This window comes from Salinivibrio sp. PR6, from assembly GCF_001995955.1.
Taxonomy (GTDB): Bacteria; Pseudomonadota; Gammaproteobacteria; order Enterobacterales; family Vibrionaceae; genus Salinivibrio; species Salinivibrio siamensis.
Window position 1 is genome coordinate 51,717 of record NZ_MUFA01000010.1, and the last position, 23,674, is coordinate 75,390.

General features: G+C 49.0%; 13 protein-coding genes. 9 read left to right on the forward strand and 4 right to left on the reverse strand.

The annotated features are described in order from the left end of the window. Positions 1-155: 155 nt before the first annotated feature. Positions 156-2,864 carry an HTH-type transcriptional regulator MalT gene (malT, locus tag BZG72_RS10160; RefSeq protein WP_077666719.1) on the reverse strand — a complete coding sequence of 903 codons (2,709 nt, stop codon included), beginning with the start codon at positions 2,862-2,864 and terminating at the stop codon, positions 156-158. Between the two features lie 505 nt (positions 2,865-3,369). Here malT and BZG72_RS10165 point away from each other — a divergent pair. The 3 genes from BZG72_RS10165 to glgB all read left to right on the forward strand — a co-directional run bounded on the left by BZG72_RS10165 (position 3,370) and on the right by glgB (position 10,132). Continuing rightward, a complete protein-coding gene (locus tag BZG72_RS10165) occupies positions 3,370-5,820 on the forward strand; it encodes a glycogen/starch/alpha-glucan phosphorylase (protein ID WP_077666720.1) in 2,451 nt (816 codons plus the stop codon). 115 nt (positions 5,821-5,935) lie between these two features. Further along, positions 5,936-8,122, forward strand: a complete 2,187-nt coding sequence (gene malQ, locus BZG72_RS10170) for a 4-alpha-glucanotransferase (protein ID WP_077666721.1) — start codon at positions 5,936-5,938, stop codon at positions 8,120-8,122. 84 nt (positions 8,123-8,206) lie between these two features. After that, complete coding sequence (gene glgB, locus BZG72_RS10175) at positions 8,207-10,132, forward strand: 1,4-alpha-glucan branching protein GlgB (protein ID WP_077666722.1); 1,926 nt, start codon at positions 8,207-8,209, stop codon at positions 10,130-10,132. A gap of 130 nt (positions 10,133-10,262) precedes the next feature. Here glgB and malK read toward each other — a convergent pair whose 3' ends face one another. After that, positions 10,263-11,402 (reverse strand): maltose/maltodextrin ABC transporter ATP-binding protein MalK, encoded by a 1,140-nt coding sequence (gene malK / locus BZG72_RS10180; RefSeq protein ID WP_046075901.1) that lies wholly within the window; start codon positions 11,400-11,402, stop codon positions 10,263-10,265. 499 nt (positions 11,403-11,901) lie between these two features. Here malK and malE point away from each other — a divergent pair, with 499 nt between their 5' ends. The 3 genes from malE (at position 11,902) to malG (ending at position 15,623) form a co-directional block, all read left to right on the forward strand. Then, positions 11,902-13,083: a maltose/maltodextrin ABC transporter substrate-binding protein MalE gene (malE, locus tag BZG72_RS10185; protein WP_077579336.1), complete on the forward strand. Its 1,182-nt coding sequence runs from the start codon at positions 11,902-11,904 to the stop codon at positions 13,081-13,083. Between the two features lie 63 nt (positions 13,084-13,146). After that, on the forward strand, positions 13,147-14,721 hold the full coding sequence (malF, locus tag BZG72_RS10190; RefSeq protein WP_077666723.1) for a maltose ABC transporter permease MalF: 1,575 nt from the start codon (positions 13,147-13,149) through the stop codon (positions 14,719-14,721). A gap of 11 nt (positions 14,722-14,732) precedes the next feature. Further along, on the forward strand, positions 14,733-15,623 hold the full coding sequence (gene malG / locus BZG72_RS10195) for a maltose ABC transporter permease MalG (protein ID WP_046075898.1): 891 nt from the start codon (positions 14,733-14,735) through the stop codon (positions 15,621-15,623). 83 nt (positions 15,624-15,706) lie between these two features. On the opposite strand, the gene BZG72_RS10200 is transcribed toward malG, so the two are convergent. Continuing rightward, positions 15,707-17,671, reverse strand: a complete 1,965-nt coding sequence (locus tag BZG72_RS10200; RefSeq protein WP_077666724.1) for a glycogen debranching protein — start codon at positions 17,669-17,671, stop codon at positions 15,707-15,709. Between the two features lie 412 nt (positions 17,672-18,083). Here BZG72_RS10200 and lamB point away from each other — a divergent pair, with 412 nt between their 5' ends. Beyond that, positions 18,084-19,259, forward strand: coding sequence for a maltoporin LamB (gene lamB, locus BZG72_RS10205; RefSeq protein ID WP_046075897.1), 1,176 nt, complete (start codon positions 18,084-18,086; stop codon positions 19,257-19,259). 64 nt (positions 19,260-19,323) lie between these two features. Further along, positions 19,324-20,160: a MalM family protein gene (locus tag BZG72_RS10210; protein WP_077666725.1), complete on the forward strand. Its 837-nt coding sequence runs from the start codon at positions 19,324-19,326 to the stop codon at positions 20,158-20,160. Positions 20,161-20,260: 100 nt separating this feature from the next. Here the strand turns inward: BZG72_RS10210 and BZG72_RS10215 are convergent, their stop codons facing one another. Next, on the reverse strand, positions 20,261-22,222 hold the full coding sequence (locus BZG72_RS10215; protein WP_158075466.1) for a methyl-accepting chemotaxis protein: 1,962 nt from the start codon (positions 22,220-22,222) through the stop codon (positions 20,261-20,263). Between the two features lie 928 nt (positions 22,223-23,150). Here BZG72_RS10215 and tssB point away from each other — a divergent pair. Further along, the gene (gene tssB / locus BZG72_RS10220; RefSeq protein WP_077579342.1) at positions 23,151-23,660 is read left to right on the forward strand and encodes a type VI secretion system contractile sheath small subunit; all 510 of its coding nucleotides are present in this window, start codon (positions 23,151-23,153) and stop codon (positions 23,658-23,660) included. The last annotated feature ends 14 nt before the right edge of the window (positions 23,661-23,674 follow it).

Consider the following 23,674-nt stretch of genomic DNA (forward strand, 5'->3'; position numbering starts at 1 on the left):
TACTCAAGGAGGGCATCTACCATGCGTGATCGGGTTAAAATTCAGCGTGTCATTACAAAAAAGATGATGAAATTCAGCAAAGTATCACGAAAGGTAGGGGGAGAGCGCGAGGCCTCTACGCCCCCAGAAAAGCCTGAGGGCGTAGACAGGGTTGACTAATTCCCGATAAGTTGTAAAAGGTTTTCGGCGGTGACGACCGCTTCTTTGCGGTTAGCGATATTGAGCTTTTGATATAAATTACGAATATGGGTTTTGATCGTTGTTCCCGCGACATCCAACTCATGGGCGATTTGCTCGTTACTGAAGCCTGAATAAATTAAGCCGAGCACTTGCCACTCGCGTTGTGTCAATGAGCTGGTTCGCACGAGCTCTGGCACGTTAGGGTGGTTGACCAGCTTTTCGACAAAGGCTTCATCAAAGTGCGTTGAACGAGAGCGTTGATGGCTCGCAATTTCCTTGAGGAGTTGCTGCGCACGGTGGCGTTCGAGGGCGCCGAGTGCGTGTTGTTCAATTAACGCATGCAGGAGCGGGGAGAGCGCCTCGCCCTCAATCAAAAAGTTACCCATCATGCCGGTTTGATTGGTGAGGATCAGCGCATCTTGCAAGAGGCTTTTGGCATATTCTGTCTCTTGCTCTTTGCTGGCAAGGACGGCTTCAACAATCAAATTGCGGTTTTTATCGGTCACCAAGTTGGCTTTGTTTGCTTCGCGGCGCAGAAAATCAACCGCTTGACGTGCTTGGTCATACTGACCCAAATGCAGATGCGCACGGGCAATGTTTCTCCACTGAAGCTGACTAAAGTGGTTGCAGGCGGTAGCGGGGCGAGTGGCTTGGTGTAACCACTCGTCCATGTTGGTGAGTTCATTTTTGGCTTGCCAATAGAGTAACAGCGACAATGATGCATTGGCGGTCCAATCAACGTGATAAACAGACTCGCGCAAAAGGTGTTCAATATGCTCAATGCTTTTTGCCGCTTTGTCTAACTCGCCGCGGCTAACGGCTACGCGTGCGAGCATGGAGTAACTATGCAAATGCTTGCTCGGTGGCTGATTTTCTAAAACCTGCAGTCCTTTGTAGGCGCAAGCTTCGGCTTCATCAAGCCGGTTCCAACACCATAAGATTTGGGCACGGAGACGTAAGGCAAACTCGTGGAGAGGAACTTGATGCAGTTGTTGATCCTCAATGAGCTGATCGGCGCTGTCGAGCAACTCAAACGCGGCTTGCACATAGCCTTGCGCAAGTAAGATCTCACTTTGTTGTAAAATCGCCCAAAGTGCTTGATGGTAAACTTGATGTTGCCGCGCTAATTTCTCGGTTTGTTGCATCATGGATAAGGCGCGATCCAGCTCACCGAGCACATGATTCACTTCTCCCACAACCGAGGTAGCGACAATGCGACCGCGGTAATTGGCGCTATCGAGTTGCTCGAGCGCTTTTTCTGCCAGCTGCATCGCCTGCTCAGGATTATTCGCGTTAATGGCCACTTGGGCGAGCAACGCATTGGCATTGCCTTGGTAATCGATATCAAGTGGGATTTGTCGGGTTTGATAGGCTTTTTCTGCACTGGCTAAAAGTTCGCCAACTTCATGATACCTGTGCTGACTTTGGGCTAACCAAGCACGTAGCAGGCTTAAATTTGGGTATTGGTATAAAAGCTCGTCACTGAGTTTGATAATCGCGGCTTCTAGTGTCGACAATTCACCACGATTAAACATACGCCAGCCGTGCTGATTGAGTATATCGGCCAACAATGCATCGTCTTTGGCGTAGCGTGCATGACGCAACGCTTGATGGGGAGATTGTAACTTCAACCATGCCAGTGAGGCTTGTCTATGCAAGGGCTGTTGTTGGTGAGGGATCCGTGCTTGGCGCTCATGAGCCAAAAACTCCGCGAATAGATGGTGGAATCGGAACCAGTTGTTATCTCCTTCAAGTGGATAAATAAACAAGCCATAGCGATTTAGTGACTCGAGCATATTCAATGCATCTTCGCGTTCAGTGAGTGCGAAAACCAACTCGTCATTAAACATCTCTAGTACGGAGACTTTCATGAGAAACTGACGTGTTTCAGCATCAAGCAAATCAAACACTTCTTCGGCCAAATAGTCCCAAAGGTGGGCATGGTTAAAACCAGCGTAAGACGCGGCGCTTTGCATCAGGGTACGCTTTTGGTGCTGCGCTTGAATCGCAATGAGCTGCAAGGCTGACGGCCAACCTTCAACGTAGTGGCATAATGCGTTCGCCGTGGATTCATCCACGCCATCGTCGACACGTTGATTAAAAAAGCGCGTCGTTTCTTCGTTATCGAACGCGAGAAGCTCGTTGCCGATCTCAATCATCAAGTCGCGTACGCGTAAATTCGCGGTGCCCAGTGGAGGGTTGGCGCGTGAGGTGACCACCAAAGTGAGATTATCTGGCATGTGCTTAATGAAAAAGCGCATCGCCTCATGAATCTCCTCATTATCAATGAGCTGATAGTCATCCAACACCAAATAGCTAGTGGCATGAAACCCTGCCAGTTCAGCAAAGACATCAGACAAGAGCGCACGAAGTGATGAGAATTGGCGTTTTTCCGCCAGCTTTATCGTGTTGGCGCAGCCCTCTTGGGTAGCGTGGTGCAGCGCTTGCAGTAAGTAGTTAATGAAGCGAAAGCTGTCGTTGTCACTATCATCAATGCTAAACCAGCCGACATTGGATTGATCCGCGAGCCATTGTGCAGCCATGGTGGTTTTGCCATATCCGGCCGGAGAGCGAAACAGCACCAGCTTATAGTGAGGGGCTTGTTGTAAAATATCGAGCACACGCGGGCGTAATATCGCGTTATAAAGCCGTCCAGGCCGAGTCAGCTTTGATGGGATCCACATAAGACACTGTCCTTCACTGCAAATGCGGTGCGACCTTTTTGGTGCGCACCTCTGTCCTGATTGCAGTGTATGTAACTTCAAACGCACAAACTATGATCTATCCCTGATCTCTTAACGGATGCCCCAATTTAGTGCAGCTACGCCTTTTAATTGTGATTTATATCACTTAAACGTCATATTGGTGGCCTTTTTAATGATTGAGATACACATCCATCTCGGTTTATTAGGGCTTAATTTGCGTTAGCGCACAAAAATCACAAAAGGAAAGCGATGTTTTTCACCGTGGGCGTAGCGCCTTTTTTGTTTCATAGCGTGACTTAGGTCACTCGATAAAGGGCTGCTCATGGATTTGATGAGAGGCGGCTCACTATTGCTATGTGACCTGGCTCTCTACGCCCTGTGGTCTCCTCCTTTGATGACAACGACGTGGGAGGATGTTTGCCGTGCTCGGGTTGGGCAGGATGAATAACCATCAAGGTTTCATTCCATTATCGAGAGCGACGACATGACACCAAAACAGCAACATGCGTTTGATAAAAGTGCGTTTAAAATCAGTATGGTTCAACACCTAACCCAGTTAGGTCACGCACCAGACACCGCTCAGCTGCGCGACTGGTACCTCGCACTGGGCCGTGCATTAGCCGAACATACCACGAGTGATCTGGTAGCCACTGAACACGATCAAGCCATTAAACAAGCTAAAAGTGTTAACTATTTATCCCTCGAGTTTTTGATTGGTCGGTTAACCGGCAACAATTTAATTAGCATGGGCTTGTACGATGCGATTGCCGATGCCGTGAGTGAGCTTGGCCTCGGGTTAACGGATTTACTTGAACAAGAGCGTGATCCGTCTTTGGGCAATGGTGGCTTGGGGCGTCTCGCCGCTTGCTTTATGGATTCATTGGCGGCCCAACAGTATCCTGCGGTCGGCTATGGCTTGCACTATGAATATGGTTTGTTCCGCCAGTCATTCAAAGAGGGCGCACAACAAGAAGCACCGGATGCGTGGCGTGAGCCTGAAGGTTACCCGTGGGAAGTGGTACGTCCTGACTTAGCGCAAACCATTGGCTTTTATGGCCATGTAGAGGTGATTGAGGACTCAGGGCACACGTACCGTCAGTGGGTGCCGGGCATGAAAATTCAGGCCATGCCCTGGGATCTGCCGATTGTGGGTTATCAAAGCAATACTGTGTACCCATTGCGCCTGTGGGAAGGACGGGCGTTAACGCCGTTTGCCCTTGATGCCTTTAATGACGGTGACTATACCCAGGCTCAGCAATCCGCCATCGCTGCAGGGAATTTGACCAAAGTCTTGTACCCCAACGATAACCACGATGCGGGTAAAACATTGCGCTTAATGCAGCAGTATTTCCACAGTGCAGCTTCTGTATCAGACATTCTCCGTCGTCATCTAGAGGCAGGGCATGCATTGGCCGCATTACCAGACTACGAAACCATTCAGTTGAACGATACTCACCCCACCATCGCTATTCCTGAGCTGATGCGCGTATTGCTGGATGATTATCGTCTGGGCTGGGATGAGGCTTGGTCCATCGCCAGTCGTACCTTTGCTTACACCAACCACACCTTACTGCCCGAAGCGCTGGAAACCTGGAGTGAGGCGTTGATTGCCAGTTTGCTGCCGCGTCATATGGAGATCATTTTTGAGATCAACCATCGCTTCATGCAAGAGGTAGAAGCGAAGTGGCCCGGCGATGTGGCCAAAAAGCAGGTGTTGTCTGTGATTGACGACAAAGGTGAGCGCATGGTGCGCATGGCTAATTTATGTGTGGTTGGCTCTTATGCGGTGAATGGCGTTGCCGCCTTGCATTCTCAGTTGGTTAAGCGTGATTTATTCCCAGAATTTGACGCGCTATACCCAGGGCGCATTCAAAATGTGACCAATGGCATCACACCGCGTCGTTGGTTGAAGTTCTGTAATCCTGATTTGTCCAACTTGATCAGTGAGAAAATCGGTGAGCAGTGGCCAGCGCAATTGGAGCAACTCGAGCAGATTGCACAATACGCGGACGACACTGCTTTTCAAAAGACGTTTATGGATGTCAAAAAGCGCAACAAGCAGCGTTTGGCGGGATGGGTCAAAGAGCACCTCGATATCACCCTAAATACCGATGCGATTTTTGATGTACAAATTAAGCGCCTGCATGAATATAAGCGCCAGCACCTTAATCTATTACACGTCATTTCACTGTACCAGCGCCTCATCAATGAGCCGAATTTCGATATGGCGCCGCGTGTGGTCTTTTTTGCTGCGAAAGCGGCACCTGGCTATGAATTAGCAAAATCGATCATCTATGCGATTAATAAGGTGGCTGAAACCATTAATAATGATCCACGAGTCGGTGACAAGCTCAAAGTGGTATTTATTCCTGATTATCGTGTCAGTATGGCGGAAATCATTATTCCTGCTGCCGATGTGTCTGAGCAGATTTCTATGGCCGGTAAAGAAGCGTCTGGCACGGGGAACATGAAAATGGCACTCAACGGCGCGCTCACCATTGGCACCATGGATGGCGCGAACGTGGAAATCCGTGAAGAAGTGGGTGACGACAACATCTATATCTTTGGTCTTGATGTCGATGGCGTCACGGCGTTGCGCAAAAAAGGCTATCAGCCTGAAGCGGTCTATCATAGCCAGCCTCTATTGAAGGCCGCCTTGGACAGTCTGTTGGATGAGACGTTTACGCCAGGTCAGCCTGGGGCGTTGCGTCCTGTCTTTGACAGTGTCATGGGTAGCGGCGACCCGTACCTGTGTTTGGCTGACTTTGCCGATTACGTGCGCGCACACAATGACATTGACCGTGATTACCGTGACGCGTCGCAATGGGCACGTAAAGCGATTTTGAATACCGCGTTGGTCGGTAAGTTTAGCTCAGACCGCTCAATTCGCGATTACGTTACTAACATTTGGCAGTTAGAAGCGATTAAGCGCTAATTGCAAATAATGGGTTAACAACCTTATCGGTGGCAAGGAATGAGCCTTGCCACCTAACAATAATGACAACAATATTGCCCAATAAAAGAAGGGGGCAGACCCCTCGGAGAAAGCGATGAAAGAATCTGCATTGAAGACAGTCGCACAAATGGCCAACCTCGCTGATCGCTATATCAGTGCATGGGGCTCAGAAGCGGCCGTGCCGGACAGTACCTTACATGACTTACTAACGTCACTTGGCTATGACACACGAAATGACGAGGCGTTATTGGCATCGGCGGCGAAGAAACATAAAGCGGATGTGCTCGCGCCCGTGCAAGTGGTACAGGAGAATGAGCCAGTCGAAATTGCGCTTCATTTAGGGACCAGTGCGCGAGAAAGTGACTTTAGTTGGCGGTTGGAAACCGAACAGGGCGAGTGCTTCGAGGGTTACTTACAGTCACAAATCGTTCGCGATGAGCGCAGTAATGGCGGCCCATTAGTGTTTAGCCTGCCTTGCTCCCTACCGTGGGGCTATCATCGCCTTTCTGTGATACGTAAACGGCGTCAATCACCGTACCAAATGACGCTCATCATGGCGCCTACTCAATGCTATAAACAACCTGAACTGGATCAACACAAAAAAATGTGGGGCCCGAGTATTCAGCTCTACACACTGCGTACCCCTCACAACTGGGGGATTGGTGATTTTGGTGACTTGAAACAATTGGTCAGTGAGCTCGCCTCGCGTGGCGCGGACTTTGTTGGCCTTAACCCCATTCATGCGTTGTTCCCTGCTAACCCAGAAGCCGCGAGCCCTTATAGTCCCTCATCACGCCGCTGGCTTAATCTTTTGTACATTGATGTGAGCAACGTTCGTGAGTTTTGTTTGAGCGCCCGTGCGCAGCAACTCGTGGGCAGCGCCGAGTTCCAGCGTCGCCTGCAAGCAGTGCGCGACACTCACTGGGTCGATTATAGCGAAGTCGCCGCCCTAAAAATGGCCGTATTGCCTTTGTTGTTTCAAGAGTTTAAGCAACGCGAACTGCTGCAACAGACTCGACGTGGCCGTGCGTTTTTAGACTTTATTGAAAAAGGCGGAGAGAGCTTAAAACAGCAAGCCACCTTTGATGCCTTGCATCAACATTTACGCGCGGAAGACCCTCATGCTTGGGGCTGGCCCGTATTCCCTGAAAAATATCGTCGCTATGAAAATGCAGCGACGCAAGCATTTATCGAGCAGCACAGCGACGACATCCAACTGTACATGTACTTACAGTGGATTGCCGAAGGTCAAATGGAAGAGGTACAAGCCATTGCTGAAGAGCAGGGGATGTCGCTGGGCTTGTACCGTGATCTCGCTGTTGGGGTGTCAGACGCGGGAAGCGAAACCTGGTCGGACAACTCGCCCTTAGTACTGGATGCCAGTATCGGTGCGCCGCCGGATGTGTTGGGACCTCGGGGGCAAAACTGGGGCTTACCGCCATTTGATCCGCAAGCACTGAAACACACTGGCTATCATGCCTACATCGAGTTGTTGCGGGCCAATATGCGTCATTGTGGGGCGTTGCGTATCGATCATGTACTGGGCTTGCTGCGCTTATGGTGGATCCCTAAGGGGAAAAATGCCACCGAGGGCGCTTACTTGTACTATCCCGTTAAAGACATGCTCGCGATTTTAGCGCTTGAGTCGCACCGTCATCAATGCAGTGTGATTGGCGAGGACTTGGGGACGGTACCAGATGAAATTGGTGCGTTACTTGCCGATGCGGGCGTGCATTCCTACAAGGTATTCTTCTTTGAAACCTCAGAAGAAGACGGGGGTTTTATTTCTCCGGCGCACTATACCGAGCAGGCGATGGCGACGCTTTCCACTCATGATATGCCAACCATTCGTGGCTTTTGGCATTGCGACGATTTAAAACTGGGTCAAGAGCTCGGCCTATACCCAGATAAAGCGCAACTTCAACAATTGTTTGATGATCGTTTGAAAGCCAAGCAGGGCATTTTAGACAGTGTGCGCTGGCATGGCATGCTACCAGATGGGGTTGGGGGTGATGCGCGTTATGTGCCGATGGATGGCCACTTGTGCCGCGCGTTGCAATTGCATGTTGCCGCTGGCAAGTCAGCACTATTAAGTGTCCAGTTGGAAGACTGGTTGGAGATGGACAAACCCGTCAATATCCCTGGTACGGTAGACGAATACCCCAACTGGCGGCGTAAGCTTTCGGCCAGTTTGGAAACGCTCTTTAGCCGTGAAGAGTTGAATCAACTTGCCAGAGACTTATCTCGGGTGCGCATGCAAGCGAGTCGGCAAACGGCGTAACCACCATACCATGCTCTAACGCTCTATCCTCAGTGCCAGCCAACACGCATAGGATGGAGCGTTTTTTTATATAAGGAGTCGCTGATGCCAGATTCTTCCATTTCAATACTGCCCCAGTCTATTCAGCCTGATCATTTTGCAATTGATATGGCTGCTTTATATAACCCGAGAGTTGCACATCAGCAAATGGGCGCGCATCCGGTGACGTTACCCGTCGCGGGCAAACCGGTCGAGGGTGTACGGTTTGTGCTCTTTGCGCCTCATGCACAATCAGTGAGTGTGATCGGTGATTGGAACCAATGGCAGGCAGAGGCTGGAAGCCTTATTGCCATCGAAGGTGGGTTTTGGGTGGGGTTTGTCGCTCATCTTGGCCTTAATCAACGCTACAAATATGCGTTAACGGGTCCCGATGGACAATGTTTACCGCACAAGGCCGATCCTTATGGTGCGTATGCTGAACAATACCCGTCATTTGCTTCTCTGACCTATGATCAACATGCTTATCAATGGCACGATCAGCAGTGGCAAGACCGCCCCGTGACTGAAAAACATACGCAAGCGCTCTCTTTTTATGAGCTTCACCTTGGTTCGTGGCAGCGAGATGCATCGGGTCAGTGTCTGGGCTATCGTGAGCTTGCTCACCGTTTAGTCCCTTACTTGGTGGAAATGGGTTATACCCATGTAGAGCTGATGCCAGTCAGTGAGCATCCTTTTTATGGTTCTTGGGGCTATCAGCCAGTGGGGCTTTTCGCGCCGACTAGCCGCTATGGTTCGCCGGATGATTTTAAGTACTTGGTGGATTGTTGCCACCAAGCGGGCATTGGCGTCATTCTCGACTGGGTGCCGGGACATTTCCCTACCGATGATCATGGTTTGGCCTATTTCGATGGTACGCCCTTATATCATGACCCCGATCCACGACGTGGCTGGCACAACGACTGGCATTGTCATCTCTACGATATGAGTAAAGAGCATGTGCGCCGCTTTTTGGTGAATAACGCCTTGTATTGGCTTGACCAGTTTCACATTGATGGTTTGCGTGTCGATGCCGTCGCGTCGATGCTTTATCTCGATTACTCGCGTGAGCAGGATCAATGGATCCCGAACCTAGATGGCGGCAACGAGAACTACGACGCCATTGCCACGTTAAAATGGATGAACGAGTCGGTTTATCACTATTTTCCCAATGCGATGACGATTGCCGAAGAATCGACCACGTTTCCCGGGGTCTCTTCGCCAATTTATGCGGGTGGCCTGGGTTTTGGGTTTAAATGGAACATGGGTTGGATGAATGACAGTTTACGTTATATCCGTGAAGAGCCGGTGTATCGATGCTATCACCACGACACGCTAACATTTCCATTGGTTTATGCGTTTGGCGAGAACTATGTACTGCCTTTGTCTCATGATGAAGTGGTGTATGGAAAAGGTTCGTTGATCGGTAAAATGCCCGGTGATGAGTGGCAGCAAACGGCGAACTTACGTGCCTATTTGGGCTACATGTATGGCCAGCCGGGGAAAAAACTCAATTTTATGGGCACGGAGATGGGTCAGACCGCAGAGTGGAACCATGACAGCCAGCTTGAATGGCATTGGCTGCAATACGGTCGCCATCAAGGTATCCAAGCATGGGTGAAAGCGCTGAACCACCTGTATGTCTCAACGCCGGCGCTGTACCGACTTGACTGCGATCCGGCAGGATTTGAGTGGCGATTAAAAGACGCTGCAGATATTAGCGTGATAGCCCATGAGCGGCTTGGCGATGACGGCTCGCGGATGCTGGTGGTGAGTAACTTCACCCCTGTCCCCCGGGATGGTTTTCAGCTGGGTGTGCCGATGAGTGGCGACTACCAATTGGTATTAAACTCGGATGATGAGGCGTTTTGGGGCAGTGGGTATCCCGTTTACGCAACGCTTAGCACCGATAAAAGCGCGGCGCACGACCAGCCTCAATCGCTAACATTGAATCTCCCCCCATTAGCCACTGTGTTTTATTGCTGGCAAGGGTGACGGTACTGACGCCCTTTGGGCGACAAAGTGAAGATTGCGCCAAGTTAATTCTTGGCGTTTTTTCTGTCTGGATCGATACCATAAAAAAGGCCGCGAATGCGGCCTAGTCGTAGTCTCTTACAAGGTGATATTAGGCTGCGTCTTCCTCATCAACGAAGGTGACGCCATTTTCGCGATGCAGGCGTTTACACGCTCGACCGTCACTGTGGAACAAATGGCAGCGATGGGCTGGAATACCAATGGCGTACTTCTCACCGGGTTCAATCTCAACGGTATCGAGTTGGCGATAGATCACGTCTGCGTCTGCACTTTCAAGGTTGAGATAAATTTGCGTCTCGTTGCCTAGCTTCTCGACAATGGTCGCTTCCCCTTCAATTTGCGCATCGCCGTCTTTGGCGGCCACCAAATGCTCAGGACGAATGCCGAGAGACATGCGATCGCCGCGCGTGACGGTTTTGCCATCGACAGGTACCCAGAAACTGGCACCTTCACTGAGCTGCACTTTGACACGGTTTGGCTCAACATCCTCAATAAAGACACTCATAAAGTTCATTTTGGGTGAGCCGATAAACGACGCGACAAAGCGGTTTTGAGGGTAATGATAAAGCTCTAGCGGTTTGCCAACCTGCGCCACACGGCCTTCATCCAGTACCACGATTTTATCTGCCATGGTCATGGCTTCGATCTGATCGTGGGTCACATAAATCATGGTACAGCCAAGCTGACGTTGTAATTTGGTAATTTGTGCGCGCATCTGCACGCGTAACCCTGCATCGAGGTTGGAAAGTGGCTCATCGAGGAGGAAGACACGAGGTTGAGACACCAGAGTGCGGCCAATCGCGACACGCTGACGTTGTCCCCCGGACAAAGACTTGGGTTGTCTGTCGAGTAAGTGGCCGAGTTGTAAGATCTCCGCCGCTTGATGGACGCGCTTATCGACTTCGGCTTTGTTCGTTTTGGCCAGTTTTAGGCCAAAAGACATGTTGTCATAAAGATTTAGGTGGGGATACAACGCGTAAGATTGAAACACCATTCCCACGCCGCGTTTAGAAGGCTCTATTTCATTGACGCGTTGCTCATCAATATAAAGATCGCCCGATGTAATATCTTCTAATCCGGCAACGCAGCGTAATAAAGTGGATTTACCGCAACCAGATGGACCGACAAAAACAACAAATTCGCCGTCTTTAATCTCTAGGTCAACGTTTTTTGAAATCATTACATCGTTGTCATACGCTTTACAAACGTTTTTAAACGTGACACTTGCCATGTCGCTCGCCCTCAATCGCTTTTCATTAATTCGGCTCAATACGCATTATAGGTGGTTGTGTTATTCAATATCGGCCATTTTTGAGCGTTATCTTTTTTGTTGAACGCTGTTTGGTCATTGATTAAGCACATTGGATAGGTTCCACCCGATGCTTTTTTGATGACAGCAGTGTCGCGTATCTGCGCAAGCGGTACATCCTCCCGAGTGAAATTATTGCAGGGGGAGTAGGCGGGGAGGAGGATGATCTCCTCCCTAATTTAGTTTGAGGGCGTACATCACAAAATGATTAGCAAATTAGTTGAAGTTGATCACGTACCGTTTATTTTTGTGAGCCGCATCATTAGCGACGAGCGATATGGATCACGAATTCGCTCGCACAGGCGTAGGGCGTAGAAGCCAGGATGATGAGGAATGCGCGGGAATTACCCATGATAGACCGTGAAATACAGCTCATCCTCCATGGAATCGTGCTACACCTCAGTAGAAGAAGGATAGAAAGATGAAAAAATCACTTAGCGCTGTTGCTCTCGGTACCCTCATTGCACTGGGTTCATTTGGCGCACACGCCAATATCGAAGAAGGCCAACTGACGATTTGGATTAACGGTGATAAAGGCTATAACGGCCTAGCAGAAGTGGGTGACCGCTTTGAGCAAGACACGGGGATTCCTGTGACCGTTGTTCACCCTGATGGTTTGCAGGACAAGTTCCCGCAAACGGCGTCAACGGGCGATGGTCCAGATATTGTTTTTTGGGCGCATGACCGTTTTGGCGGCTACGCAGAGTCAGGCCTGTTGGCAGAAATTCGCCCTTCAGACCGTCTTAAAGAAGGCATGGTCGACTTTGCTTGGGATGCGGTGAAATACAAAGGTAAATATGTTGGCTACCCAGTGGCAGTAGAATCGCTTTCCCTTATCTACAACAAAGATTTGGTGCCAAACCCGCCAGAAACGTGGCAAGACGTAGTTGAGATGGATGCCAAGCTCAAAGAGCAGGGTAAGTCAGCCATCATGTGGAACTTAAAAGAACCCTACTTTACATGGCCATTAATGGCGGCTGATGGCGGCTACGCGTTTAAGCAAACGGCAAACGGCTATGATGTTAAAGACGCGGGTATCAATAACCAAGGTGTGCATGACGCGCTACATTTCATGAAGCAGATGGTCAAAGATGGCGTGATTTCATCAGATATGGACTACTCAGTCTCTGAGTCTTCTTTTAACCAAGGTGACACAGCGATGACCATTAACGGCCCATGGTCGTGGGGCAACATCGAAAAGTCAGGTATCAATTATGGTGTCACCACCTTACCTACCTTCCAAGGTGAAGCGTCCAAGCCTTTTGTTGGTGTGCTTAGTGCCGGTATTAGCACCGCATCGCCAAATAAAGCACTGGCGGTTGAGTTCCTTGAAAACTACCTGCTGACGAAAGAAGGCCTTTCAACGGTCAATGCGGATAAGCCCCTAGGTGCGGTGGCGCTGAATGCGTATCAAGCAGAGCTGGCTCAAGATAGCCGTATTGCTGCGACCATGGAAAACGCCAAACATGGCGAGGTGATGCCGAACATTCCACAAATGAATGGGTTCTGGGCGGCTGCCAAAAACGCCATTATCAATGTGGTCGATGGCCGTCAAAGCGTCGAGGAAGCGCTCGACGATGCGGAAACGCAAATGGTCAAATAAGCTCTATCTGCAGGGGGGCTTGCCTCCCTGCATTTTTTAAAAACTATGTGAGTAGCGTTCCTTATGCAGTCAGTCCAAGGTTCCCAAGCTATGACAACGTCAGGCTCTTCTTTGCCCAGCAGCACAAAAGCGTTCATAAAATGGGCGTTACTGGCTACTGTGGCCATCATCAATGGCTATGCCACCGTCTTGATGTATTCGCGTGGTGAAACTGCCTTTGCCCTGTTAACTGTGGTATTAACCGCACTAGCGCTGTACATTTTTGGCAGTAAAAAAACATACGCCCATCGCTATATCTATCCAGGTATCGCGGGGATGATCCTCTTCATTATTTTTCCGTTGGTTTATACCGTTGGGCTGTCATTCACCAACTATAGCGCCAAAAATCAACTCTCTTTCGAGCGTGCCCAGTCCGTATTACTCGAGCGAACCTTTCAAAGTGGCGACAGTTATCCTTTCTCGTTATATCAAACGGATCAAGGCGTTCGTATTGTGGTGGAAGGCGAAAACACACGTTTTGCCACCAAGCCATTTGAATTTGCAACACTGGCCGATGAAAACTTGTCACTTAGCCCGATTGACAGTGTTGAGGGACAAAAAGCGTCACTCCGCGATGTGATTCAAAATCGAGAGGTGCTCGGTAATCTAGATTTACAATTGTCAGATGATCAAACCATTCGTATGAGTGGGTTACGCAAGTTCGCCGCCATTCAGCCTTTGTATAGTTTGCAAGAGGATGGTCGCACGCTGATCAATAATAAGACGGGTGAGACACTCAAACCCAATGATGAGGTAGGGTATTACCAACCGGTTAATGCTTCGGGTGAGTTTGTTGACGACACGGTGTCGCCCGGTTATGTGGTGCAAATTGGCACCGATAACTTTGAGCGTGTCTGGACAGATGAGGGGATTAAAGAGCCCTTTATTGGCATCTTTATTTGGACGATTGTTTTTTCTGTACTCACCGTGGTGTTTACCCTCTTTATCGGTTTGATATTGGCGAGCTTGGTGCAGTGGGAAGAGCTGAAAGGCAAATCGATCTACCGTTTATTATTGATCCTGCCTTATGCGGTGCCAGCCTTTATTTCGATTCTGATTTTCCGCGGTTTGTTTAACCAAAGCTTTGGTGAAATCAACATGGTATTGGAAGCCCTGTTTGGCATCAGTCCGAATTGGTTCTCTGACCCGTTCTTGGCGCGGAGCATGGTGCTAACTGTCAACACCTGGCTTGGTTTCCCTTATATGATGATCCTCTGTATGGGCTTGCTTAAAGCGATCCCCGATGATCTCTACGAAGCATCAGCGATTGACGGCGCGAATTTCATTCAGAACTTCACCCGTATTACGCTGCCGATGATGATTAAACCATTAACACCGTTGCTGATTGCCGCTTTTGCTTTTAACTTCAATAACTTTGTGATGATTATGCTGTTAACAGAAGGTGGGCCAAACCGTATCGGCACCACTGAGCCGGCCGGTTATACCGACTTGCTGGTCAGCTACACCTATCGCATCGCCTTTGAAGGCAGTGGTGGTCAAGACTTTGGCTTGGCAAGTGCCATCGCCACACTGATTTTCTTGATTGTCGGGGCATTGGCGTTAATCAACCTCCGCATGACGCAGAAAAACGAGCACTGAGGGACGTAAATATGGCAATGGTACAAGGTAAATCCTTAAAATATCGCGTCTGGGCAACCCATATTGGCTTGTGCTTATTTTTGGCGCTGATCCTATTTCCGCTGTTAATGATTATTGCGATTTCATTCCGTGAAGGGAATTTCGCCACCGGGAGTTTGATCCCGAAAAATCCATCACTTGAACATTGGAAATTAGCATTGGGCTTCCCGGTAACTAATCCGGATGGCTCGGTCACGCCACCGCCGTTTCCCGTTCTATTATGGCTGTGGAATTCGGTAAAAGTGGCCGGGATCACCTCGCTGTTTATCGTGGTGCTCTCAACCACCTCGGCGTACGCCTTTGCGCGTATGCGATTTAAAGGCAAGCAAACCATCTTGAACGCGATGATGATCTTCCAGATGTTCCCAGCGGTGTTGGCATTGGTGGCTATCTACGCCTTGTTTGATAAGTTAGGGCAGTACATTCCGTTTTTGGGGCTCAACACGCACGGTGGCTTGATCTTTGCCTACTTGGGCGGGATTGCATTACACGTTTGGACCATTAAAGGTTACTTCGAGAGCATTGATGGTTCATTGGAAGAAGCCGCAGCACTGGATGGCGCCACTCCATGGCAGGCGTTTAGGCTGGTGCTGCTTCCGCTCTCCGTGCCTATCTTGGCTGTGGTCTTTATTCTGTCGTTTATCATGGCGGTAGGTGAGGTGCCAGTTGCTTCGATTCTGTTGTCGGATGTTGATTCGTATACCTTGGCGGTCGGCATGCAGCAGTACTTGTATCCGCAGAACTATCTGTGGGGCGACTTCGCGGCGGCAGCCGTGCTTTCAGCGGTACCGATCACAGGTGTTTTCTTACTCGCCCAACGTTGGTTAGTGGGTGGTTTGACTGCTGGTGGTGTGAAAGGCTAAGGCGTTACGCTCTCAGGCGAAGCAAGAGCACGAAAGTAAAGGCAGCTAACATTAGCTGCCTTTTTGATGTGGGTAATATTGGGCTACAGCCAGTCACCGTCAATACAGACTACAAAGTGCTTGCCTGCCAATATCAGGGACGGTTCGGGTGTGGTGATAGTCGTTTCATTGGTTGCGCTGTCACAGACAATACGCCACTGATGATTTGGTGGAAGCCGTAGGTTGTGCGCGGTGTCGCCGCTGTTAATGGCAATGAGCAGCGATTGACCCGCGTCAGAATGGTGTGCGCCTGGCGTGATCTGACAGCTAAGTGCTTGCAGGCTTGGCCATTGATGATCGTGAATAGAATCGCCATTCGGATGTCGCCACACAATCTGATTGCAATGGCGCTGTGTGCCACTCAACGCATCGATAAAGCGCGGTACGATAGCATTGCGACGTGCAATCATGGTGGCAAGCCAGTTTGACCAAACATGATCCTGCGTTTGCCAGTTTAACCAACTGATGGGGTTGTCTTGGCAATAGGCATTGTTGTTTCCCTGTTGCGAGTGCCCTAAAACATCGGCCATTAGAATGTGCGGCGCCCCCAGCGAGAAGAGGGTGCTCGCCATCATATTCCGTTTTTGCCGAGTTCTTATCTCAATAATATCAGTATTGTTTGTGGATCCTTCAACACCATAGTTGGCGGAGCGATTATCGCCATGGCCATCTCGGTTGTTCTCGCCATTGGCGTGATTATGCCGCTTGGCATAACTGACCACATCCTGCAGGGTAAAGCCATCATGGTAGGTGATGTAGTTGATGGGCAGGTGATCCGGCCAATACGCTGCGCTGAAAAAGTCGCGTGACCCCATCAACCGCGTGGCGAAATCCTGTAGCATACCTGGCTCTCCTCGCCATAAACTGCGCGTGATGTCGCGGATTTTATCGTTACATTCGGCCCAGTTAATCGGAAATTGTCCTAGCTGATACCCATCGGGGCCTATATCCCATGGTTCCGCAATCAATTTGACCTTAGAAAGGATCGGATCTTGGGCGATGGCATGGAAAAAGGCATTGTGGGGATCAAAGGTATCGCCGTCTCGCCCTAAGGTGGCGGCGAGATCGAACCGAAACCCATCCACGTGATAGTCGGTAACCCACATACGTAAGGTGTCGAGCACCTGCTTCATTGCAGCAGAATGGCGTATATCAATGGTATTGCCACAACCGGTATGGTTGCGCAGCCGTTGGCCATCATGTAAGTACATGGCATGATCAAGCGCTTTATAATGAAGAATCGGCCCACCTTCTCCGCCTTCCGCCGTGTGATTAAACACCACGTCTAAAATGACTTCGATGTCGTGGCGGTGTAGTTCGCGTATTGCCGTTTTCAGCTCGTCAACCGCATTTTTCTCCGCGTAGCGTGGATCCGGTGCCATCCAAACGTATGGGTTGTAGCCCCAGTAGTTGGTTTTTTGCTGGCTGAGTAAGTGCGGCTCCGGTAAGCAACAGGTAATCGGCAGCAGTTGCAGGCAATTAATCTGATGTTTTTGATAGAACGCCAACATCGCTGGTGACACCAAGCCTAAATAACGTCCTTGCTGTGTTGGCGAGACATCTGGGTGCTGTTGAGTTAGCCCTTTAACATGGGTTTCGAAAATAACGGTGTCGCACATTGAGCGTTGGGGCGATGACACGCCTTGCCAATCAAATAAGTCGTGATCGACGACTTGGCAGCGCGCAACCTGTGTGCTTTGCGATAATGTATAGGGAGGCTGATAGGTTAAAGGACCGGTAATGGCCTGAGCATAAGGGTCAGCCACACACCAGATTTGACCATCATGTGAGACCTCAAAGCTGTATTCTTGCCCTGCAACGACATCAGCAACATCTTGTGTCCAGTAGCCGCGCTTATATTCGTGCATAGCGATCCGCTGAGGTTGGTGCGCTTGATGCCACAATAGTAAATGTACGCAGTCCTGGTCTGGCGCATACAGTGTAAACCGACAGCCTGATGGGTGTAATTGCGCCCCTAATACATAAGGAGATGGGAAACAAACCGACATAACTAACACCGTTAAATGAGACGAGTCGCTATTAGAGCGGTTACCTATAAATAATTCAATCTGACGTCACATTTATGATCATTGCCCCTCATGTAATAAAGTTTCATATCGCTATGAATAAAATTATTAATAGTGATCTGTTCGACGTTTTGTAGGGGGTAAAAAAGAAACCCAATTACCAATTACGCCTTGGTTCAGTGATCGATGTCGACAAGTTAGGATAATCCGCCTTAGCTCCTCCTTACTCCTCCTCCCCCTTCGCCCTCTCGATCGGATGACGCGAAAATGACCGCTCAGGGATAGGATATTTCCAGGATAACGAAGAAAGCTAAGCCTTGGACACACTGTCTTTTTCCACTACCCACTGCCGGTGTGAAGGGACACGTAAAAAAGGCGCATTATGGAGTAAGGTATGAGAAAAGTAAGTTTAATTGCGGCGGCTGTCGCAGCTGCTGTCACTGCCACCTCAGCGTTCGCTGTTGATTTTAATGGTTATGCTCGTGCGGGTGCTGCGATCGGTGGTGATGGTGCGGGTGATAGTGCTTTTGAAAAGAATAAAGTTGGTCGTTTGGGTAATGAAGACGACAACTATTACGAGTTCGGTTTTTCAGAAGAACTTCAAACGGGTGAGCAATCATGGAAACTGGAATCTATGATTGCCTCTAGCGATAAAGGCCAAAATGGTTGGGAAGATAGCGAAATCAATGTCGCGCAATTTAATGTCCAAGCCAAAGGTGTGATTGCATCCGATCCTGAAGCCGTTATTTGGGCGGGTAAGCGCTATTATCAACGTAAAGATATCCACATTACTGACTTCTATTTCTTGAATACATCAGGTACTGGTGGCGGTATTGAAAATATTTCACTGGGCGATCAAAAGCTTTCTTTAGCGTTTGTTCAAGATGGAGAAAATGATCAGTCCTCAGGCTATATTTTTGATGCGCGCTTAGCCAATATCGGCTTGTGGAAAGATGCTAGCTTAGAGCTCGCTACGGCCTATAACTTTGCGACAGAAAAAGATGACCAAACCGAAGCGGCTGATGATGGTATTATGCTTACCGGTATTGTGCATCAAAATATGGACAATGGTTTCAACCAAACAATCTTGCAATATGGTTCTGCAGGATACGGTGATCAGATTGCTGGCTTTGGTTCTGGTGCATGGTACAGCCGCGGCTCCGATGATAAAAACGATGCGAAAGGCTACCGTATTATCAACTGGGGTGTGATGAATGTTGGGTCATCGATGGAACTCGGACATCAGCTCTCTTATCATAATGGCTCGGACTTAACAGATGGTGAGGGCGACTCTGATATGTTCACCGCTGTTGTGCGTCCTGTTTATAAGTGGAACGACACGATGCGCACTATCGGTGAGGTCGGCTTCTTTGATGGAGAAAATCAAGGAACAGACCAAGGAGGCCACAAGTTTACTTTAGCTCAAGCATGGGCAATGGGTGACAGCTTCTGGTCGCGTCCTGAGATTCGCTTCTACGGTACGTATATTACGGATGAAGAAGGAGATACGTTTGGTGACAAAGGTGACTCAGAGTTCGTAACTGGTGTGCAATTGGAAGCTTGGTGGTAAGTCTTTTTTTAAACTGTCTTTTTTCATAGCCGACAATTGTCGGCTATTTTTTTAGGTGTTTTATATGAATAAGAAAGTGTTATTTATTTCTGGGCTATTATTACTTAGTGGGTGCTCGACGTTCGTTGATAACCAATATAAGGTTGCACCGACAGGAAAGGCAGTGACGCAGCTTGAAAAAGCGAAAAAACTGCCGATAACAATGGACAAAGAGATAAAAATAGCGGTCACCGCGCAAACACAAGTCCTCGATATCTTTAGCATTGATAGCCCTGGCGTCATTTTCGACTTACCAATGATAAAAAATGGATTAACTATCAATATTGAGGCAGAAGTCAACGACAGTGTTTTTGTCCCAAGTGCTAAAGTCATTAACCAGTCTGGCGATATTCGTGCTGAGCTTGATGATGATGGGTTAGTCTATCTAAAGCCCCGTCTAGCCGATGGAAACCGTTTGCAAGGGAATATTAAAGTCCATCCACAAATTGGCGACAGTTCGCTCTATTTGGTTATTTTTACCGATAAAGATAAACTTAATGAAACGGTGGCGGTTAGCCACCCAGCGAAATTGGACGCAGAGGGGAGAGGGAATTACTTTCCGGAGGTAGGTGATATTCAAGTGCCGCGCGCGTTGACTGGCACGTTTTCGATTGAAGCAACCGCATTGGGCGCAGGTACCGCACGTACCAGTGCTCAGTCCTCCGTACTTCCTGCGCTCTCCGCCACTGAACGCCCGCAACAAGAAAGCGTTAGTTTTTATCACCAGGCTATTCGGGCCGCCATTGCAGACAACGATGTCGACAAAGCAATGGGCTTGCTGCGTGATGCGGAGCAATTGGGTATTACTGACGCTGATCAAGTCTTTCGTGACGCGATGAAAGCACAATTAGATAAGAAGTAATCTCACCATCTAAGCTACGTTTTACATCGCGTCTTTAACAAGACGTAACCTCAAAAGGGCAACGTTGGTTGCCCTTTTTAGTGTGGAATAAAGTTGGAAACTAGACCGTAAACGTATCGACCAGTTGGCGAATCGTTTTGGCCTCGTGATTGAGGGTTTGGTTTGCGCCTTGCGCTTGCTCACTGAGTGACAAGGTTTGCTCTATGCGTTGTGACAGTGCCTGGATGTTTTCAGCCACCTGCTGAGAGACGGCACTTTGCTCTTCCGCCGCGCCTGCGGTTTGGTAATTGATATCGCCTAGCTGCTGCACCAAATCAACAATCTCGGTTAAGGTCTCCTGCACGGAAACACTTGCTTGATAACCCTCCGCGGCACCACGTTCACCTTGTTGGATGACAGCTTCAATATCGGTAAGGAGTTGGTTGAAGGTTTCCAGCGTCGATACGATTTGGTCGACAGATTTTTGTGAGTGCTGGGCCAAGGCACGTACCTCGTCAGCGACAACCGCAAACCCTCGGCCAGCTTCACCGGCGCGTGCCGACTCAATCGCGGCATTGAGCGCTAGCAAGTTGGTTTGATCTGAAATGCCGCGAATGTCGTCGAGCAGAGAGGCAATATCGCTACCACTGGCTTTGACTTCGCTGACAAAACTGTTGGCTTTTTGCAGATCTGTGTTGGCGGTTTGGTTACGTGCCACATTGTTAGCCACATTCTCCATGCATTGATTCAGCGATGAAACCACTGCGGTATTTTTCTCTTTTGAGGCTTCAGAGTTGGTTGCCACATCTTTTGAGGTCGCGGTCAGTTGCTCCATTGCCGTCGCGGCTTGGTGTAATGTCTCGGTATTATCAGACAGGGCTTGGTGGGCATCGGTGATGGCGTTATTGGCGGTCGTTGATGTGTCGGACAAACGTCCACCTGCTTGTTGAATTTGTCCCACCATCGATTGCAGCGCATCCAACATGTGATTGACTGAGTGTTTAATACGATCAATCTCTGTCTTACCATTAACCGACAAGCGCTGCGTTAAATCGCCACCACCTTGGGCTATCGCTTGAATCGATTGCTCGACGCTACTCAGCGGTGCTAATTGACGTTTGATAACGATTTGAATGATCACAAAGGCCAGCAGAAGCACGAGGCCACTCACCCAATATATGGTGTTTTGAATATCGCTTTCGGCGTCTGTCATCATTTGATTCAGCTGTGTGACGGGTGCCATCGCGGCCTGCTTGGGGGTCACAATCATCACTGACCACGTCTGAGACATATTGCCAAATTCGATCGGTTGCGACACATAAAAGTGCGAATCGGTTTGTTTGAATTGGCTTTTATGGCTTTGCTTTTGAAGCTTGGCAAGAGAGTGATAAGCGGGAGAGGATAGTTTGGAGACCGCGGCACCATGCTGGACTTGTTGATCGGTGCTAGCAACGATTCGGCCATTTTGACTGACAACAAACAGCTTACCGTTACTATCAGCGCGTTTAGCCAGAATGGACTGGATTTGTGTTGTAGTCAGTGTACTCCCCACCATGGCAACGGTTTTATCGAAACGGAAAACGGGGGTTGTCACATCAAACACCGTTTGGGTTTTGCCATTAATCTCAGCGGTTCTCGGGTCGGTGATACAATCTTTTTGTGTGCTCACCGGGCATTGATACCAAGGGTTGGTTTCAGAGAAATTTTGCGCGGCGGTAAGGCGCATTTCCCCGCTCTCATCCACCGACACAGACGGCACATAGCGCCCATCTGCAGCGCTTGTTGGGTCGCCGTAGTAAAAAGCATCGGCGCCTAACACGTTTTTTTGCCACTCGGTGTAGATGTTGTGCCATTCAGGTTGGCGTTTCAAAATCGAATACATGATCCTAGGTATATCATCTCGGTCGAGGATCCGTGCTGACTTATTCTTTTCCGCTTCGGAGGTATAAATCTGAGCGATAGTCCGCACCGTATCGAGGGGAGAGGCAATATACGCATGGATCTCCTCGCTAATCGCTGTCGCGCGATTTTGCATCTTAATCACTTGATCACGCTTTACGTTTTCAGTGACCTGGGATGACATTGCTGACTGACTGCTATTCAGCGTTGACAAGGAAACAGCACTCACTGCTCCAAGACCGATCAGGACGATGGACGAGGCAGCTAAGCTTATCCGTTGACTTATAGAAAGGGTACGCAACTTTTTCATAATCACTATCCGCACAAAGAAAACCGCACAAAGAAATACTCTGATTCGTCGAGTGGCGAGACAATGGCGTCGTGCGAAGAGTGATGGCACAACCGGTAGCGCGCCGACAGAGACGATAATTGACACTAGTGTTACTTAATTAAGAAAAGGGCACATCCTCCTAAGCAACGAGCGAAGAGAGGAGGAGAACAAAGGGAGGAGAGGGTATACGCACAACATAAGTGTTAGTGGGTCGAGTGCACATCTTGCGCGTGTTGTCGCGTTTAATGTGTCGCGATGATCACACGATTTCCGCTCTAAGCTTGTTCAAATACGGTGCTATTCACATTTTCATCACTAAAGCGTCCAGGTGGACGGATATGGAGGAGGTCAGATGGCTAGGTATCTGCTAGCCCACTACCTTCCCATTATTCTCATTATGTGAAGCTAAATACCTAAAGGTAATAAGATATTTCTTAATGGCACTAGAGGTTGTTTAATTATATTCCCGTAAATAAACAAGGGTATTTACCCTTATTCTAGAGCTATTGCTCACTAACGTATTATTTACATCTACCCATGTCATGGAATTGTTAAAATGTCAGAAAACCGTACCTTTTTGCCAATAAAAAATAAAAATGAGGCATTGCTCCAAATTTGTGCAATTTTAATTAATGTCTAATTTTTCGTTATGTATGCTGGCGCACCGTCAGTGATAGCAGCACAGCGAGTCATTGATGTTTTTAAGATGTTAACGCAGTTCAGCGTGACAGGGTCACTCCTGGCTGTGCTGTCATTTTGGTGAAGGTATCGAGGGTTCAAAGTGTCCAAAGAAGGAAGCGTAGCGCCTAAAGAGCGCATTAATATCAAGTACGTCCCCGCGACGGGTGACCAGCAAGCAGAAGTGGAGCTCCCGCTAAAAACCTTGGTTGTTGGTGATTTTAAGGGGCATACAGAAGAGACGCCCGTTGAAGACCGTGCAACAGTTTCTGTAGATAAAAACAATTTTGAAGATGTGATGCGCGAGAGCAATTTGCGTCTGTCCACCACGGTAAAAAATCAACTTGTCGACGATGAAGATGCAGAATTGCCWGTCGAGCTGTCTTTTAAATCCATGAGTGATTTTGCACCTGACTCAGTTGCTGACCAAGTTCCTGAGCTCAAAAAGCTGATTGAGCTTCGTGAAGCTTTGGTTGCATTGAAAGGTCCTCTAGGCAACATTCCTGCTTTCCGCGATCGTTTGCAGGAGCTGCTTAATTCTGAGGAGTCTCGTGAAAAGTTGCTTGCTGAGCTAAATATCGTCGGTGGCGATGATGATGCTCCGAAAGAGTAATTGATTCAAATTAG